Below are 14,104 nucleotides of genomic sequence, written 5' to 3' on the forward strand. Positions count from 1 at the left end.
CGCCGCCCGATTCACCCCCGTTCGGAGACGACGCGATGAGGCGGTTCCTGTTCGCCGTGCTCGCCGCCACGCTCGTCGTGGCCCACGCCGACGCCGGCTATTTCGTCGTCCGCATTATCCTGGAGGGCGGCGGCGGCGGCGGGGCCGGAGGCGCCCCTGGCTCCAGTAGCGGTCCGACCGGCGGCATGCCGATGCCGCAACCCGGTCCCGGGTCGAGTTCGGCCGGCCCCACCCGCGGCGGGCCGATGGGGCCGCCGCCGGCGCCCGGTAGCTCGTCCGGCGGGCCGACGGGCTTGGCCGACGCCGGCTCCAGTCCGCAGGACCCCACGCGGTCGATCTTCGTCGTCATCCCGGTGACGAAGTCGCCCGAGGTCAAGAACGGGCAGGCCGGGCTGTTCTACCCCGCCCTCAAGGAAAGCTCGACGTTCAACCCGCGCTGGCCGATCATCCTCCACCACCCGTTCGGCTCCACTAACCTGCTCGTGGACAGCACGCAGGTTCAACTTTACGCCGAGCCCGCCGGGAAGCCCGCCACCACCAAGACGTACACGAGCCTGGTCCGCGACCGGCACAAGGAGTGGCAGCGCACCAAGGACGATACGCAGAAGCTCCTCAACGTCCTGTCCGAAGCCCTGGAGGTCGGCCTCGTCGACGACGCCGAGAAGATGGCCGACGAGTTGCTGGCCGCCGTCAAGGACGTTAAGGACAAGAAGGGGACGAACACGCCGGCGGTCGAGCGGTTCGCCGCCGCCTACGGCCCGCTGCAGGGCAAGCTCCGCGCCCGCGTCCTCCACTCGGGCGACGGGCCGGACTGGAAGGAGCGGCTCGGGGTCGGGTTCAACGACCTCCAGAACACGCCCAGCAGCCACTACCACGTCGTGACGACCGGCGGTACCCGTGCCGTCGAAGTGCAGCGGCGGTCGGAACAACTGGAGGCGAACTTCCGCGCCTTCTATCTGTGGCACGCCGCCCGCGGCGTCGGCCTCCCGCTGCCGGAGAAGCAACTGCCGGTCATCCTGGCCGGGTCGGCGACGGAGGTCCGCCGGCTCCGCGAGGCGCTCGACGTGCCGAGCATCATCGCCGACGGGTTCTACTCCCCTGACCACGACGTGCTCGTGCTGTCGCCCGAGCGGCTGGACGAGGTCGGCCTGACGTTCCAGCGGCAGGTGAACAGCAACTACGCCCGCGGCGTCCAGCGCGACCGGCTCCTCCACCCCGAGACCTACACGCCGGACAGCCCCATCGTGAAGCTCAACGACGACGGCCGCGGCAAGGAGGGGATGAAGGCCGCCGACGTGGCGCGGATGATGACCTGGGCGATGGCCGACGCCTACAACCAGCACGACACCGAGCTGGCCGCGGTGACCCGCGAGGGCTGCCGGCAACTCTTCTACGCCACCGGCCTGATGCCGAAGCACGTCAGCAGCCCGATGTGGCTGGCTCACGGGTCGGCGGAGTTCTTCCACCGCCCGCGCGGGGCCGTGTTCACCGACGGGCCGGAGGACAAGGTCATTGCCACGGTGGGGCTGGCTCCCGGGTACGGGGCGCCGAACTTCGCGCAGCAGAAGCTGTTCCGCGACTTCCAGGCGAAGAAGGTGCTGCCGGCGGACCCGGCCGTGGTGCTCAAGAACGTCGTGACCGACGCCTACTTCGCGGCCGTCAGCGCCAAGCTGGACGCCGACGACCCGAAGCTGCCGAAGCCGAAGGACCCGCCGGCGGGAGCCGGCCCGGTGGCCGGCGGCGGCTTCCCGGGCGCGGGTGTGGGCGCGGGGCCGCGCCCCGGGTCGAGTTCGTCGCCGGGGCCGGGGTCGAGTGCGTCCGGGCCGCCGCCGCTGAGCCCGATGGGGTCCGGCCCGACGGCGGCCGGGGCGACCGGAGCGCCCGCCGCCGAGGACCCGGTCAGCTACGCCCGCCGCCGGCAGGAGTTCCTGGTGAACAAGGCCCGCAGCACGTCGTGGGCGTTGTACCACCACCTGGCCACCAACCACCCCGCCGAGCTGCGCCGCTACTTCGAGGAGCTCGGCAAACTGCCGCGCGACATGCCGTTCGACGGGGTCACGAACTGGGACGTCTTCCTCCGGGCGTTCAACCTGACGACCGGGTCCGAGGCCGGAAAGGTGTCGGTGAACCAGTTCGCGGCGGACTGGTTCACCGGTGTCGCCTCGCAGCGGCAGACCGGCGAGGACCTGACGCTGCACGCTCCGCCGCCGCCGTCGGCCAACCAGCCGACCGGGATGCCCGGGATGCCCGGCGGCGGGATGCCCCAGCCGGGGCCGCCGTCGTCGCGGAACTGAGTGGTCCCGCCCGCTCGCGGCGTGGCGACCCGCGGGTCGCCACGCCACGAGCGGCGCTCGCGTTTCACCCCTCTCCCGAGCCCGCCATGCACCCGAACCTCACCCGGCGTTCGTTCCTCGCCGCCGGCTCCGCTGCCGCCGCCGCCCCGGCTCTCGTCGCGCAGCCCGCCGGGCCTCGCTTCAAGCTCGGCCTGGTCACCTACAACGTCGCGGCGAACTGGGACCTGACGACCGTGCTCCGCGTGTGCCGTGAGGTCGGCATCGCCGGCGTCGAGTGCCGCACCACACACCGACACGGCGTCGAGCCCGCCTTGACAGCCGACGCCCGCCGCGACGTGCGGCGGCAGTTCGCCGACAGCGGCGTCGCCTTCTGGGGGTGCGGCAGCGTGTGCGAGTTCCACGCCGCGGACCCGGCCGTGGTGCGGCGGAACGTCGAGGATTGCAAGCGGTTCGTCGAGTTGGTAAAGGATTTGGGCGGCCGCGGCGTGAAGGTCCGCCCGAACGGCGTCCCGCCCGGCGGCGACCCGGCCCGCACGTTCGAGCAGATCGGCCGGGCGCTTACCGAGTGCGGCCGGGCCGCGGCCGACGCCGGCGTCGAAATTTGGGTGGAGGTGCACGGCGCGGTGACGGCGGTGCCGCGGAACATGAAGGCGATCATGGACGCGTGCAGCAGCCCGGCGGTCGGCGTGACGTGGAACTCGAACGCCTCCGACCTGGACGACCAGAAGGCGATCGGGGCGAACTTCGAGCTGCTACGGCCGTGGGTGAAGTCGTGCCACATCAACGACCTGGAGAACGACCGCCGCGGCACCTACCCGTACCGCGACCTGTTCCGCCGGCTTGCCGCGATGAACTACGACCGGTACACGCTGATCGAGGTCGGCCGCAGCTACGAGGTTGCCGCGGGGGTGGAGTTTCTGAAGGGCTACAAGAAGCTGTGGGAGGAGCTGACGCGGGCGTGATGGTCCGCCGCGAGCGGCGGTTCAGTAGGCGTGCTTCTGCTTGGCGAACACCATCCGCCACACCGTCAGGAACATGATCCGCACGTCGAACAGCGGGTTCCAGTGGGTGATGTAGTACAGGTCGAACTGCACCCGCTTGCGGAGCGACGAGTTGCCGCGCCAGCCGTTCACCTGGGCCCACCCGGTCATACCGGCCTTCACCGCGTGGCGGGCCATGTAGTTCGGAATCGACTTCCGGAACTTGCTCACGAACACCGGCCGTTCCGGCCGCGGCCCAACCAGGCTCATGTCGCCCATCAACACGTTGAACAGCTGCGGTAGCTCGTCGATGTTCGTCGCCCGGAGAATACTGCCGAGGCGCGTCTTGCGCGGGTCGTTCGTACCGGTCATTTGCGCGCCGCCGGCCTCGGCGTCGACGCGCATGCTGCGGAACTTCAGCATGTGGAACGACCGCCCGTTCAGCCCGCAGCGCTCCTGCCGGTATAGCACCGGGCCCGGGCTCGTCGCCTTCACGAGGAGCGCGACCAGGGCCAGGAACGGGGCGAGCACGATCAGTGCCGTCGTCGCTAACACCACGTCCATGACGCGCTTCACCACGACGTTCAGGCCGTGGTGCGGGCTCTCGCGGAGGCCGATCACCGTCATCCCGTGCAGGCTTGTGGTCGTCAGTCCGAACCCGGCCAGGGCCGGCACGTCGGCGATGAGCCGCACGTCCACGACGGTCTCGGACAGGGCGGCGAACACGCGGCGGGCGTCGGGGTAGCGGTTCAGCGGCAGCGCGATGAACACGTGCTCGATGTGGTGCTTTTGCACCAACTCCGGCAGCTCCTCGATCCGCCCGACGACGGGGAGGTCGGTCGGGATGCGGCCGGGGTCGTCCTCGACGTGGCCGACGGTGCGGATGCCGGTCCAGTTCAGGTGCCGCAGCGTCCGCGACGTGCGGCGCGCCAGCCGGCCCGTGCCCACGATGAGTGCGTGACTCTGGTTCAAGCCGCGCCGCCGGAGCCCGCGCACGACCTGCCACGACGCCCGCCGCAACCCCACAATGGCGAAGAAGCCGCCGGTGGCGAACAGCACCATGACGGCCCGCGACTCGTACTGGGCGTGGCGGACGAAACTGGTAGCCATGACGGCCAGGGCCATCAGACCGACGCCGCGGGCCACCGCCACGAGCTCCTCGCGGAAGCGGCGCATGCGGTGGACTTCGTACATCCCCGTGAGGCGATAGCTGACGACCGCGATGAGTGCGACGAGCGGCAGGTTGGCAACGTACTGCCCGAACTCGGGCACGGGGTGAAGGATCGGAATGAGGTCGGTGCGGAAGCGGACGAAGTAGGCGACGAGCCAGGCGGTGGCGGTCAGGGCCAGGTCGCCGAGCACGAACCACGCAACGAGCGGCTGACTGGTGCGGTTAGTCATCTTCTTCTGTGCGTCCCGCGGTCCGTGCGGTGGCGGGACAGTATCACCCCCGGCGGGGGGTGTCAATCCGGCTAGAATGCCCCGGTCACCCTGCTTCCGGAGCCGACCCGTGTTGACCGCCGACCAGCTGCTCGCCCGCCTGTACGCCCTTCGGAAGGATTACGCCGACGACCCCGAAGACGAGACGTATCAGGCGCTCCACCATGCCTTTCTGTTCATTTCGTACAACATGGCCGGCTTCAAGGAGTACGTTCAGGCCGAGGCCGCGAAGCAACCCCCCGGCTGACTTTCGCACCGATCTGCTTGCGCTGCCGTGCCTTGCGGCGAGACACTGGTTTGGCTCACGTTACGAGCCTGGTCCGTCTTACGGGCGCGTTGCTGATTGCGACGGGTGTAGGGGAGCCGTGACCCGATCTGCGGGCCACCGGCTGTGCCGGTCGAGGCGGCTTGGCGGGTTATTTTCGCAACCACTGCGACCTTTCGACCGGCCGGCCCGTCTACAGGATGAGGCACTTTGGGGTAAGCTCCCGTATCAGGATGCGCCCGGTGCCCGGCCCAGTCCGACGCCACCCGACGCCGCAGCCAGGAGGTTAGACGGTGCTCCGCCGCTTGTTCCGCGCCCCGTCTCCGTCCCGTAACACCCGCTGCGGCCTCACCGGCTTCGAGGCGCTCGAGGCGCGTGAAGTGCCGGCCGTGACGCTCGGCACGATCTCACAGCCGCAGATCCCGAACGACGTGCCGGTCTTCCTGCCGGTGAACGTCACCAGCGTCCCTGCCGGGGCGGTGACAACCACCGTCTCCACCGACAACGCCAGCGTGCAGGCCGCCGTGCTGACCGGCGGCCGCAGCGTCCGGTTCGACGTCTCGGGCGTGGACTCGACCGGCGCGCCGTTCAGCGGCAGCGTCACGATCCGCCTGTTCGAGGACGTGGCCCCGCTGCTGACCCAGCGGGTCATCGACCTGATTAACTCGGGCTACTACAACGGCAAGATTTTCCACCGCGTCACCGACCTGCTCGGCGCCGGCGGCGACAACGTGATCATCCAGGGCGGCTCGCCGAACGGCGACGGCTCGGGCGGCTCGGCGCTGCCGGACCTGCGCGACGAGTACCGGGCGGACGTGCGGTTCGTCAGCAACGGCCTCGTGGCCGCGGCGAACGCCGGCGACGACGGCAACGACGCGCAGTTCTTCTTCACTGACCTGAACCGCCCGCTGTCGGACCAGATTCAGTTCCTGAACTTCAACCACACCATCTTCGGCATCGTCACCGACGGGTTCGACACGCTGCTGAAGATGCGGGACACGCCGAAGAGCGGCAGCACGCCCACGACGAACCTCACGATCAACTCGGCCGCGGTGTTCACCGACACCAAGAACGCCGTCATCAAGCTGACGCCGACGGCCGGGTTCACCGGCACGGCGAACGTGACCGTGACCGCGAACGACGGCACCAGCCCGACGCAGCAGACGTTCGCGGTGCAGGGCGTGCCCAACCCGGTGACGACGACCAAGCCGTTCATCACCACCCCGATTCCGGACCAGACGACGACCGCCGGCACGCCCGTGTCGTTCACCGTTCCGGTGACGATCGTGAGCGGGGTGCCCACGACGATCGCGGTGCGGTCGCTGGCCTTCACCGGCACCACGAACACGATCCCCAACGCCACGGTGACGGTGGACAGCGCCACCGGCAAGGTGACGATCACGCCGAACGCCGGGTTCACCGGGACGATCGAGTTCAAGGTCGGCGTCCGCGCCACCAGCCAGCCGGACAACGCCGGCGGCACCGACCCCTACGCCAACTACGACACGCAGGTGGTGCGGCTGACGGTGACGGCGGCCCCGACCACGCCGACGGACCCGACCGACCCGACGGGGCCGTTTACGGTGACCGGCTCGGCGGCGGGCACGCCCGGGACCGTAACGGTGCGGAACAGCGACGGCTCGGTGCGGTACAGCACCACGGTGTTCGACGGGTTCACCGGCGGCGTGCGCGTGGCGACCGGCGACGTGAACGGCGACGGCGTCGAGGACGTGGTGGCCGTGCCGGCGTTCGGCGGGGCCAGCATGATCGTGGTGCTGAACTCTCAGACCGGGGCGCTGATCCGCACGGCGACGGTGTTCGAGAACAGCTTCCGCGGCGGGTTGTACGTGCAGGTCGGCGACGCCCAGAACCTGGGGTACGACCAGGTCATCGTCGGCGCCGGCGACTCGGGCGGCCCGCGGGTGACGCTGCTGGACTTCAAGCGCGGCGTGGAACTGCTGAACTTCTTCGCCGGCGACGACAACCTGCGCGGCGGCGTGGACGTGGAACTGGGCGACGTTTTCGCCGGCCGCGGGCAGATGATCGTGACCTCGATGGGGCCGGGCGCCGGTCCGGAGGTGTCGATCTACAACGCGGGCACGGCGGCGTTCGTTGGCAAGTTCCTGGCCGGCGACGCGACCGACCGCAAGGGGATTCTCGTGGACGTGGGCGATCGCCCGAGTTCCACCGCGGCTCGGCCGATTCTCGTGACGCCGTTCGGGTCACCGGAGGGCACGCCGGGCGCGCCGTTCGACCCGTCGAAGTTTATCGACCCGTCGAAGCCGGCATCGACCGCGTCGTCCGGCAGCAACGGCATCGACATCAACTCGCTCTTCAACGTCTGACGCGAGCGCCGGCCGCCGTCACTCGTGCGGAGGCCCGCCCGGCGCGCCGGGCGGGCCTCCCGCGTTCCGTTCCGGCGGCCACAGCACCACCATCAGCGCGAACCCGAGCATCGGGAACAGCCCTGCAACGGCGAGAACGCCGTCGTAGGACCCGGTGTTCTTGACGACCCACCCCTGGATCGGGAACACGACCAGCGACAGCGTGAGGTGCGCCCCGGCGCCGAGCGTGCCGGTCACCTTCCCCTGGTGGGCCGCGGACAGCTCCTGACTCATGGCGAAGTACGTCGGGAACAGCCCCAGCGCCGCGAAGGCGTAGATCAGCACGAGGCCCGTGAACACCCAGCCCGTCGGGACGAAGGGCACCGCCAGCGACACGGCCGTGAGCCCGCCGCAGCCGGCGTAGGCAATCAGCCGGGCGTTGTGGCCGGCGACGCGGAAGCGGCGCATGAGCAGGAGCGTCAGCAGGCCGACCGTCCACGAGCCGACGTCGGCCACGAGGTAGTACACGGTGGTCAGCTTGGTCATCTCGAATTCGGTGAGCCCTCGGACCTGCATGAGGTACTTGGGCAGCCACGGCCGGTACGAGTGCCAGGCGATGTTCACCGTGACGACCATGCCCAGGAGTGCCCAGAAGCGGCGGTCGCGGAACACGTCGGTGTAGCGCCCGCCGCCCTCCTGCCGGCCGCCGGCCGACGCGATCAGTCGGCCGGGAACGGTGACGAACCACAGTACCACCCAGCCGATGCCCATGTAGCCGATGACCAGGAACGGCAACCGCCAGCTGTCGGCGGTGCCGTTGGCGTCGGCCCACTGGAGCAGTGCGAGCACGAGCGGCGGCGTGCACACGGCCCCGACCGCGGTTCCGCTCTGGAACAGCGAGTTGCCGAACGAGCGCTCGTCGGTGCGGAGCACCGCCTTGGTGGTGCGGATGCCGCACGGCCAGTTGCCGGCCTCGAACAGCCCCAGCGCGACGCGGCAGCCGAACAGCCACGCGAAGCCGCTGGCGTACCCCGTCAGCACGCCGGCCGCCGACCAGCCGAGCACCGCCAGGGGGTACACCCAGCGGACGTTGACGCGGTCCACGATGAAGCCGAACAGCAGTGCCCCGGCCGCGAACGCGAACGAGAAGCCGCTCTCCAGCAGGCTGTACTCGAAGTCGTCGATCGTCAGGGCGGACTGGATGCGGGGGGCCATCTGGTTGAGGCCCACGCGGTCCATATAGTTCAGCGTTGTCGCCAGGAACAGGAGCCCGCACACCCACCACCGCCACGGCGACGCGGGGGCTTGGCTCGGTTCCGAAGACATGGGCGGCTCGCCGGCGGGGGAGGGATACCCCACACGATACCCGCACCTCGGACCCACGGCCACAACCCAACCGCACACCGATGGCCGACCTCACCACGACGACCGAAACGAAGACGCCGACGCAGGCCGTTGCCGCACTCGGCCTGGCGCTGCTCGCGATCGGCTTCTCGCTCTACGGGGCGCTGCTGGCCGAGGATCACCTGGCCGGCAGTCCGCTGAACGCGGCGCGGAACACCGCCGGGGCCGAGTTCACGCACGCCTCCGAGGGGGCACGCACGGCACTGGCGGTCGTGGCGTACGCGCTGCCGTTCGTGCTCGGGGTCGTCGCCGCGGTGCTCGGCGGGCGGGCCGTGCGCACGCTCGACAACCACCCGGCCCGCCGCATCGGCCACCTGTACGCGGTCTTCGCCGTGATGGTCGGCTCGCTCGCCGCGGTGGTGTCAGCCTGCATGGCGTTCGGCGTCTTCGGCTGGCCCCACGTCCCCCACTACTACACCGCCTGACGCGCACCGCCGCAGCGCCTCCGCGGCCGTCAGCAGCTTGCCTTTCTCGGCGGCGTACTTCCTCAGCCAGCTCGACACCAGCAGCACGCTGTCCACCGCGCCGCCGGTCAGCACGTCGGGCGGGGGGGCCGCGGCGAACGTGGTGCGGATCAACTCGGCGACGCGCGCGCGGCTCACCCCGCAGGCGGGCGCCGTGGCGACGGCGCGGACCTGGCCGCGGTGTATCAGGTACCACCGCTCGCCGCCGTCCGGCCCCGCGAGCGGGTAGACGAACGAGTGCCGCGACCGCGCCCGCCGGAGCAGCGACAGCCGGTTGTCGAGCCGCTCGAGTGCCTGGAGCCGGTCGCGGATCGACCCGGCGCGCTCGAACTCGAACCCGGCGGCGGCCGCGCTCATCTGCTGCTTCAGGTGCTCCAACAGCGTGCGGTCGCGGCCGTCGAGGAACGCCCGCACCGCCTTGACCGCGGTCGCGTAATCCGTGCGGGCACATGAGCCGTGGCACGGCCCGAGGCAGGTGCCGAGTTCGAACCGGAGGCAGCGCGCCCCGCGGTCGTCGGTGAAGAGCGACCGCTGGTCGGCGAAGCCGAGCGGCACCGTTTCCGGGCAGTCGCGGAGCTTGAACCAGTCGTTCAGCCGGCGAGCGGCATCGGTGGTGTGGTAGCGCTTCACCAGCGGGCCGAAGCTGACGATCGTCCCCTTGCCCGGCCGCCCGGCGACGTACAGGTACGGGGCCGGCGACTTGCCAAGGCACAGGTAGTGGTAGCGCTGCTGACCCGGGATGCCCTGCACGTTGAACTTCGGCCGCAGCCGCTGGATGAGTTCGAGTTCGCGGAGCAGGGCGGCGAACTCGTCCGCGGCTTCCTCCCACACGAGCAGCCGCGCCTGTTCAACGATCTTCCCGGCCTTGCGCTCTCGGCTCTCGGCGCGGAAGTAGCTCATCAGCCGGCAGCGAAGGCTCTTGGCCTTGCCGATGTAGATCACCCGCCCGCGGCCGTCCACCCAGCCGTACACGCCGGGCAGTTTCGGGGAGTGCTCCTTGACCCCGCGCAGCAGCTTCGCCGGCCGCGACGCTTTGACGCCCCGGCCCACAACGGTGTGGTCCGCGGGGCGGAACAGCGACGGCCCGAACCCGTCGGCGGGCCCGGCGGCGAACAAGCGGGGGTGTTTGGCCCCGTCCTGGGGTTTGCGGGACATGCGACGATTGTAGCGGGTGTGCGGGCGGTGTACGAGTGTGAACCGCGGGCTGGAACGGGTTGACAACCGGCCGTAGCATACGGGCGTGTTGCCGGGCCGCGCCCGGCGCCTCGGAGGAGCGGCGTGCGACACCGCGGTGTCACGATCGGGCTGGTCGCGGTCGCCGCGCTTGGTGCCGCCGCCGCCGTCTGGGCCGCATGGCCCGTCCAGCCACAGCCCACGGACTGGTCGGACGAATACCGCGCGGCCCCGCCGTCCGCCGCCACCGGCTACGACCTGACGCCGAAGCCCGCGCCGGAGATCGGCCCCGGCACGGTGGTCGACAAGTCCGCGCCGCCGGGGTGGTCTCACCTCGTCATCAAGAGCCTGCCGCGCGTCCGCGCCGATCAGCGCGCCGGCCTCCCCGACCTCACCGTCGAGAAGGCCGGTTGGATGTTTACCGCCTTCCTCGCCGAAGTCGGCCGCGACACGGACGGTAGCTACGCCCTCAAGCGCCTCGGCCTCGGCCTCGGGGCGAAGGGGACGGACCGGGACGTGGTCGTTACGTCGGACACGGCGGGCAAGCACGGCGTCCCTCTCGGTCTGTTCGGCGGGATGATCCTCGACAAGGGCTACGCCGTGCAGCGGAAGGCGGTGGTGCCGTTGTGGAGCCCCGCGTTCGGCCTGCTCGACACGCCGGTGTGGTTCCGCTGCGGCGACACCAACCGCCTGGTCCGGTATCGCTACGCCCTCCTCGCGGACCGCGCCACGGGCCGGCTCGACGTGCTGATGTGGTCGCTCGGGGCGGACGGCCCCGGCTGCGCGGCGCTCGCCGAGGTCGTGCGCGTCGCCACGAACACGATCGACCCCGCCGAGTTGGTCGTAGACCGCCGAAAGGTCAACCGGCTCGGGATGCCGTCGGACGACGCCTTCGCGGTCGAAGTGCTCCCGCCGGGCGTTCGCCGGCCGATGCCCGATTCGCTCCGCCAACTGGCCGGCACCACCCGCTTCTCGCCGGATTCGGCACGCGATCTGGAAGCCGGATTGCGCCGCCTCGCGCGCGACTTCTCGCCCTGACACCCGGTGTGCGAATGCTCCCCCTCGTCCTCTCCGCGGCCCTCGCCGCCCCGGCCCAACCGCCGAGCCACGACGCGGCCAATGCCGTCTACAAGGGGCTGCTCGACCCCGGGCTCGTCGTCGGTCCCACGCAACGAGTCAAGTTCGCGCCGCCGGTCATGGCCGACGGGCTGTCCGCGGCCCAGCAGAAGGCCGTGATCGAGAAGGTGATCGGCACCGACTACCCGTTCGCCGAGTTCACCCGGCAGTCGGTCGTGGCCCCGCAGGTGGTGCGGATCGGCGACGCGAGGCCGAGCGACCCCGCCGCCCCTGCGCGCACCGTGGACGTGTACTTCGTCGCCTACGGCGACTTCGCCGCGACCGACGACGAGAAGTTTCTCGACCGCCTGACGCGGACAGGGCAGGGGACCGGCACCGGCCGCAGCCTCAGCCCCGCGGACCTGGAGAAGCGGAAGATCATCATTCCCGACCCGAAGCGCGAAGGCTTCGGCCTCGCGGAGTTCGACTTCCTCGAAAAGGTGCGGCTGAAGCTGACCGGCCACGCGGCGTGGAGCAAGACCGCCGATTCGGTCGCCGCCGCGGCCGAGGTCGATCCGCGCTTCACGACCGACGCCGAGTTCCCGAACCAGTGGAAGTCACTGTCGAAGGAAGGCGGGGCGCAGAAGGTCGGCCCGGCGACGCCCTACGGCGGCGCGGGGATGTACCTGAAGATGACGCGGTTGCACGAGCCGGCGGGGGCGATCTTCGTGGAACAGCACGTGGTGTTCGCGGAGCCGGCGGGGTGGTTCGCGGGGGCGAACCTGCTGCGGTCGAAGCTGCCGGCTGCGGTGCAGATCAACGTGCGGGCCATGCGCCGCGAGTGGCTCAAGGGGCGGTAGCGGCCGCCCCCGACTCGACGCGCCCGTCCCGCATGCGCACCACGCGGTCGGCGCGCTCGGCGAGGTCGGCGCTGTGCGTCACCATCACCAGCGTCAGCCCGCGGTGGTGCTGCAGCGTCGTCAGCAGGTCGAGGACGTGGGCCGCGTTCTCCGAGTCCAGGTTCCCGGTCGGCTCGTCGGCCAGCAGCAACGCCGGGTCGTTCGCGAGCGCCCGGGCCAGCGCCACCCGCTGCCGCTCGCCGACGGACAGTTGTCCCGACCGGTGCCCCGCCCGCTTCGACATCCCGACCAGCCCCAGCAACTCGTCCGCCTTCCGCGCGCGGTCCGACGCCCCGAGCGTGCCGCCGAACATCGGCACCTGCACGTTCTCGCGGGCCGTGAGCGTCGGCAGCAGGAAGAACGACTGGAACACGAAGCCGATCTGCCGCGCCCGGAACCGGTCGAGGTCGGCGTGCCGCGTCAGCGACTCGCCGCGGAAGAACACCTCGCCGCGGTCGGGCCGGTCGAGCGCGCCGAGCAGGTTCAGCAGCGTGCTCTTGCCGCAGCCGCTCGGCCCGGTGATGGCGACGAACTCGCCCGCGGCAACGGCGAGGGTTACGCCGTTCAGCGCCCGCACCTGCCCGTCGGGGTACTGCTTGTAGAGGTCGCGCGCCTCGATCAGCGGCTCAGTCATGGCGGATCGCCTCCGTCGGCAGCAGCCGGGCCGCCCGCACAGCCGGGTACAACCCGCCGACGAGGCCGATCAGGACCGTGAGCCCGAACCCGCGGGCGGCCACCGCGGGGGAAACGCCCGGCTCGATGAAGCCGTTCACTTGCGGGAAGCGCGTCAGGAGGTACGTCGCGCCGACGGCCCCGGCGGTGCCCAGCGCCGCCGCCATGACGCCGAGCAGCACCGACTCGCCGAGCACCATGCCGATCACACGCGCCGGCGGCCAGCCGACGGCTCGGAGGATGCCGATCTCCTGCGTCCGCTCGACCACGGACATGATCATCGTGTTCAGCATGCCGATGACGCCGACGACGAGCCCGAGCGCGGACACGAGCCACGACACCGCCCGCAGCATCTTCAGGTGCGACAGGTTGTTGATGTAGCTCTCGGGCCGCTGGGCCGCGAGCCGGGCCGTCGGGTCGGCCGGGTCGCGCAGCGCCTCGATCCCCTTGCGCGCGTCCTCAACCGCGGCGTCGTGGTCGACGTCGGGGGACCGGCGGACGCGGACCGAGAAGCCGGTCACGCGCATCCCGGTGAGCGCCCGCGCGTCTTCGATCGACACGATCGCCGAGCCCTGCTCGAAGATCACCGGGCTGTCGAACACGCCGACCACCTCGTACCGGTTGCTCGGGTCGTCGGGGTCGTCGCGGCCGAACACCACCGTCTCGCCGACGCCCTTGCCGAGGTTCCCCGCGAGTGTGGCGCCGAGCATCACCTTGCGGCGGTCGCCGCCGGCGAGCTTCCGACCCGCCTTCAGGGTGAAGTCGTCGTAGCCGAAGTTGTCGGGCCTCCAGCCCTGGATCATCACCTGGTCGCTGGTGCCGCTCGCCCGCGTCACGTCCACGAGGTTCACGACCCCCTCGGCCACGGCCGCGACGCCGGGCAACTCGCGGGCCTTGTGAACGAACGTCTCGCCGAAGTCGGAGTTAAGCCCGCCCGAGCGGCCGGCCTGCTGCACGATCAGATCGACCCGCCGGCCGTCGAACGCCCGCTCGACGGCCGACTCGATGTTGTGCCCGACGGCCATCATGGCCACGACCGCGGCCACGGCCACGGCCAGCCCGATTACCGTGAGGAGCGTCCGCGTCCGCCGGCGGAGGAGGTTCTTGGCCAGGAAGGTGACGAAGTACACGGG

12 protein-coding genes are annotated in these 14,104 nt (G+C 70.9%); 7 read left to right on the forward strand and 5 right to left on the reverse strand.

Annotated elements, in window-relative coordinates; genetic code table 11:
- The first annotated feature begins 35 nt into the window (after positions 1 to 35).
- Together ETAA1_RS14730 and ETAA1_RS14735 are read left to right on the forward strand one after the other, a co-directional pair.
- Positions 36 to 2,294, forward strand: coding sequence for a hypothetical protein (locus ETAA1_RS14730; RefSeq protein WP_145239625.1), 2,259 nt, complete (start codon positions 36 to 38; stop codon positions 2,292 to 2,294).
- An 86-nt stretch (positions 2,295 to 2,380) separates the two neighbouring features.
- Positions 2,381 to 3,256: a sugar phosphate isomerase/epimerase family protein gene (locus ETAA1_RS14735; RefSeq protein WP_145239628.1), complete on the forward strand. Its 876-nt coding sequence runs from the start codon at positions 2,381 to 2,383 to the stop codon at positions 3,254 to 3,256.
- A 21-nt stretch (positions 3,257 to 3,277) separates the two neighbouring features.
- Here ETAA1_RS14735 and ETAA1_RS14740 read toward each other — a convergent pair whose 3' ends face one another.
- A complete protein-coding gene (locus ETAA1_RS14740; RefSeq protein WP_145239632.1) occupies positions 3,278 to 4,675 on the reverse strand; it encodes an undecaprenyl-phosphate glucose phosphotransferase in 1,398 nt (465 codons plus the stop codon).
- Positions 4,676 to 4,784: 109 nt separating this feature from the next.
- Between ETAA1_RS14740 and ETAA1_RS31945 the strand changes: the two genes are divergently transcribed.
- Together ETAA1_RS31945 and ETAA1_RS14745 are read left to right on the forward strand one after the other, a co-directional pair.
- Positions 4,785 to 4,961: a hypothetical protein gene (locus tag ETAA1_RS31945; RefSeq protein ID WP_202920904.1), complete on the forward strand. Its 177-nt coding sequence runs from the start codon at positions 4,785 to 4,787 to the stop codon at positions 4,959 to 4,961.
- Positions 4,962 to 5,272: 311 nt separating this feature from the next.
- Positions 5,273 to 7,324, forward strand: coding sequence for a peptidylprolyl isomerase (locus ETAA1_RS14745; protein ID WP_145239635.1), 2,052 nt, complete (start codon positions 5,273 to 5,275; stop codon positions 7,322 to 7,324).
- Positions 7,325 to 7,342: 18 nt separating this feature from the next.
- Here the strand turns inward: ETAA1_RS14745 and ETAA1_RS14750 are convergent, their stop codons facing one another.
- Complete coding sequence (locus tag ETAA1_RS14750; protein WP_145239639.1) at positions 7,343 to 8,629, reverse strand: MFS transporter; 1,287 nt, start codon at positions 8,627 to 8,629, stop codon at positions 7,343 to 7,345.
- A gap of 80 nt (positions 8,630 to 8,709) precedes the next feature.
- Between ETAA1_RS14750 and ETAA1_RS14755 the strand changes: the two genes are divergently transcribed.
- Complete coding sequence (locus ETAA1_RS14755; RefSeq protein WP_145239642.1) at positions 8,710 to 9,132, forward strand: hypothetical protein; 423 nt, start codon at positions 8,710 to 8,712, stop codon at positions 9,130 to 9,132.
- Here the strand turns inward: ETAA1_RS14755 and ETAA1_RS14760 are convergent.
- Positions 9,070 to 10,326, reverse strand: coding sequence for a GIY-YIG nuclease family protein (locus ETAA1_RS14760; RefSeq protein ID WP_145239645.1), 1,257 nt, complete (start codon positions 10,324 to 10,326; stop codon positions 9,070 to 9,072). The genes ETAA1_RS14755 and ETAA1_RS14760 overlap by 63 nt on opposite strands.
- 123 nt (positions 10,327 to 10,449) lie before the next feature.
- On the opposite strand from ETAA1_RS14760, the gene ETAA1_RS14765 reads away from it, so the two are divergent.
- Together ETAA1_RS14765 and ETAA1_RS14770 are read left to right on the forward strand one after the other, a co-directional pair.
- Positions 10,450 to 11,382, forward strand: coding sequence for a hypothetical protein (locus tag ETAA1_RS14765; RefSeq protein WP_145239648.1), 933 nt, complete (start codon positions 10,450 to 10,452; stop codon positions 11,380 to 11,382).
- Positions 11,383 to 11,396: 14 nt separating this feature from the next.
- Positions 11,397 to 12,260: a hypothetical protein gene (locus ETAA1_RS14770; RefSeq protein ID WP_145239651.1), complete on the forward strand. Its 864-nt coding sequence runs from the start codon at positions 11,397 to 11,399 to the stop codon at positions 12,258 to 12,260.
- Here ETAA1_RS14770 and ETAA1_RS14775 read toward each other — a convergent pair.
- Positions 12,247 to 12,933, reverse strand: a complete 687-nt coding sequence (locus tag ETAA1_RS14775) for an ABC transporter ATP-binding protein (protein WP_145239655.1) — start codon at positions 12,931 to 12,933, stop codon at positions 12,247 to 12,249. The two genes, ETAA1_RS14770 and ETAA1_RS14775, sit on opposite strands and share 14 nt — an antisense overlap.
- Entirely contained in the window at positions 12,926 to 14,101 is a 1,176-nt protein-coding gene (locus ETAA1_RS14780; RefSeq protein WP_145239658.1) for an ABC transporter permease, read from the reverse strand. The genes ETAA1_RS14775 and ETAA1_RS14780 overlap by 8 nt, the downstream gene beginning before the upstream one ends.
- Between the last annotated feature and the right edge of the window lie 3 nt (positions 14,102 to 14,104).

It is taken from the genome of Urbifossiella limnaea, from assembly GCF_007747215.1.
Classification (GTDB): domain Bacteria; phylum Planctomycetota; class Planctomycetia; order Gemmatales; family Gemmataceae; genus Urbifossiella; species Urbifossiella limnaea.

What these genes read in the sequence shown, in the direction of transcription:
- ETAA1_RS14735 (WP_145239628.1), top strand. Translation starts at nt 2,381, where the DNA reads ATGCACCCGAACCTCACCCGGCGTTCGTTCCTCGCCGCCGGCTCCGCT.
- ETAA1_RS14775 (WP_145239655.1), bottom strand. Translation starts at nt 12,933, where the DNA reads ATGACTGAGCCGCTGATCGAGGCGCGCGACCTCTACAAGCAGTACCCC.
- ETAA1_RS14730 (WP_145239625.1), top strand. Translation starts at nt 36, where the DNA reads ATGAGGCGGTTCCTGTTCGCCGTGCTCGCCGCCACGCTCGTCGTGGCC.
- ETAA1_RS14750 (WP_145239639.1), bottom strand. Translation starts at nt 8,629, where the DNA reads ATGTCTTCGGAACCGAGCCAAGCCCCCGCGTCGCCGTGGCGGTGGTGG.
- ETAA1_RS14740 (WP_145239632.1), bottom strand. Translation starts at nt 4,675, where the DNA reads ATGACTAACCGCACCAGTCAGCCGCTCGTTGCGTGGTTCGTGCTCGGC.
- ETAA1_RS14760 (WP_145239645.1), bottom strand. Translation starts at nt 10,326, where the DNA reads ATGTCCCGCAAACCCCAGGACGGGGCCAAACACCCCCGCTTGTTCGCC.
- ETAA1_RS14770 (WP_145239651.1), top strand. Translation starts at nt 11,397, where the DNA reads ATGCTCCCCCTCGTCCTCTCCGCGGCCCTCGCCGCCCCGGCCCAACCG.
- ETAA1_RS14755 (WP_145239642.1), top strand. Translation starts at nt 8,710, where the DNA reads ATGGCCGACCTCACCACGACGACCGAAACGAAGACGCCGACGCAGGCC.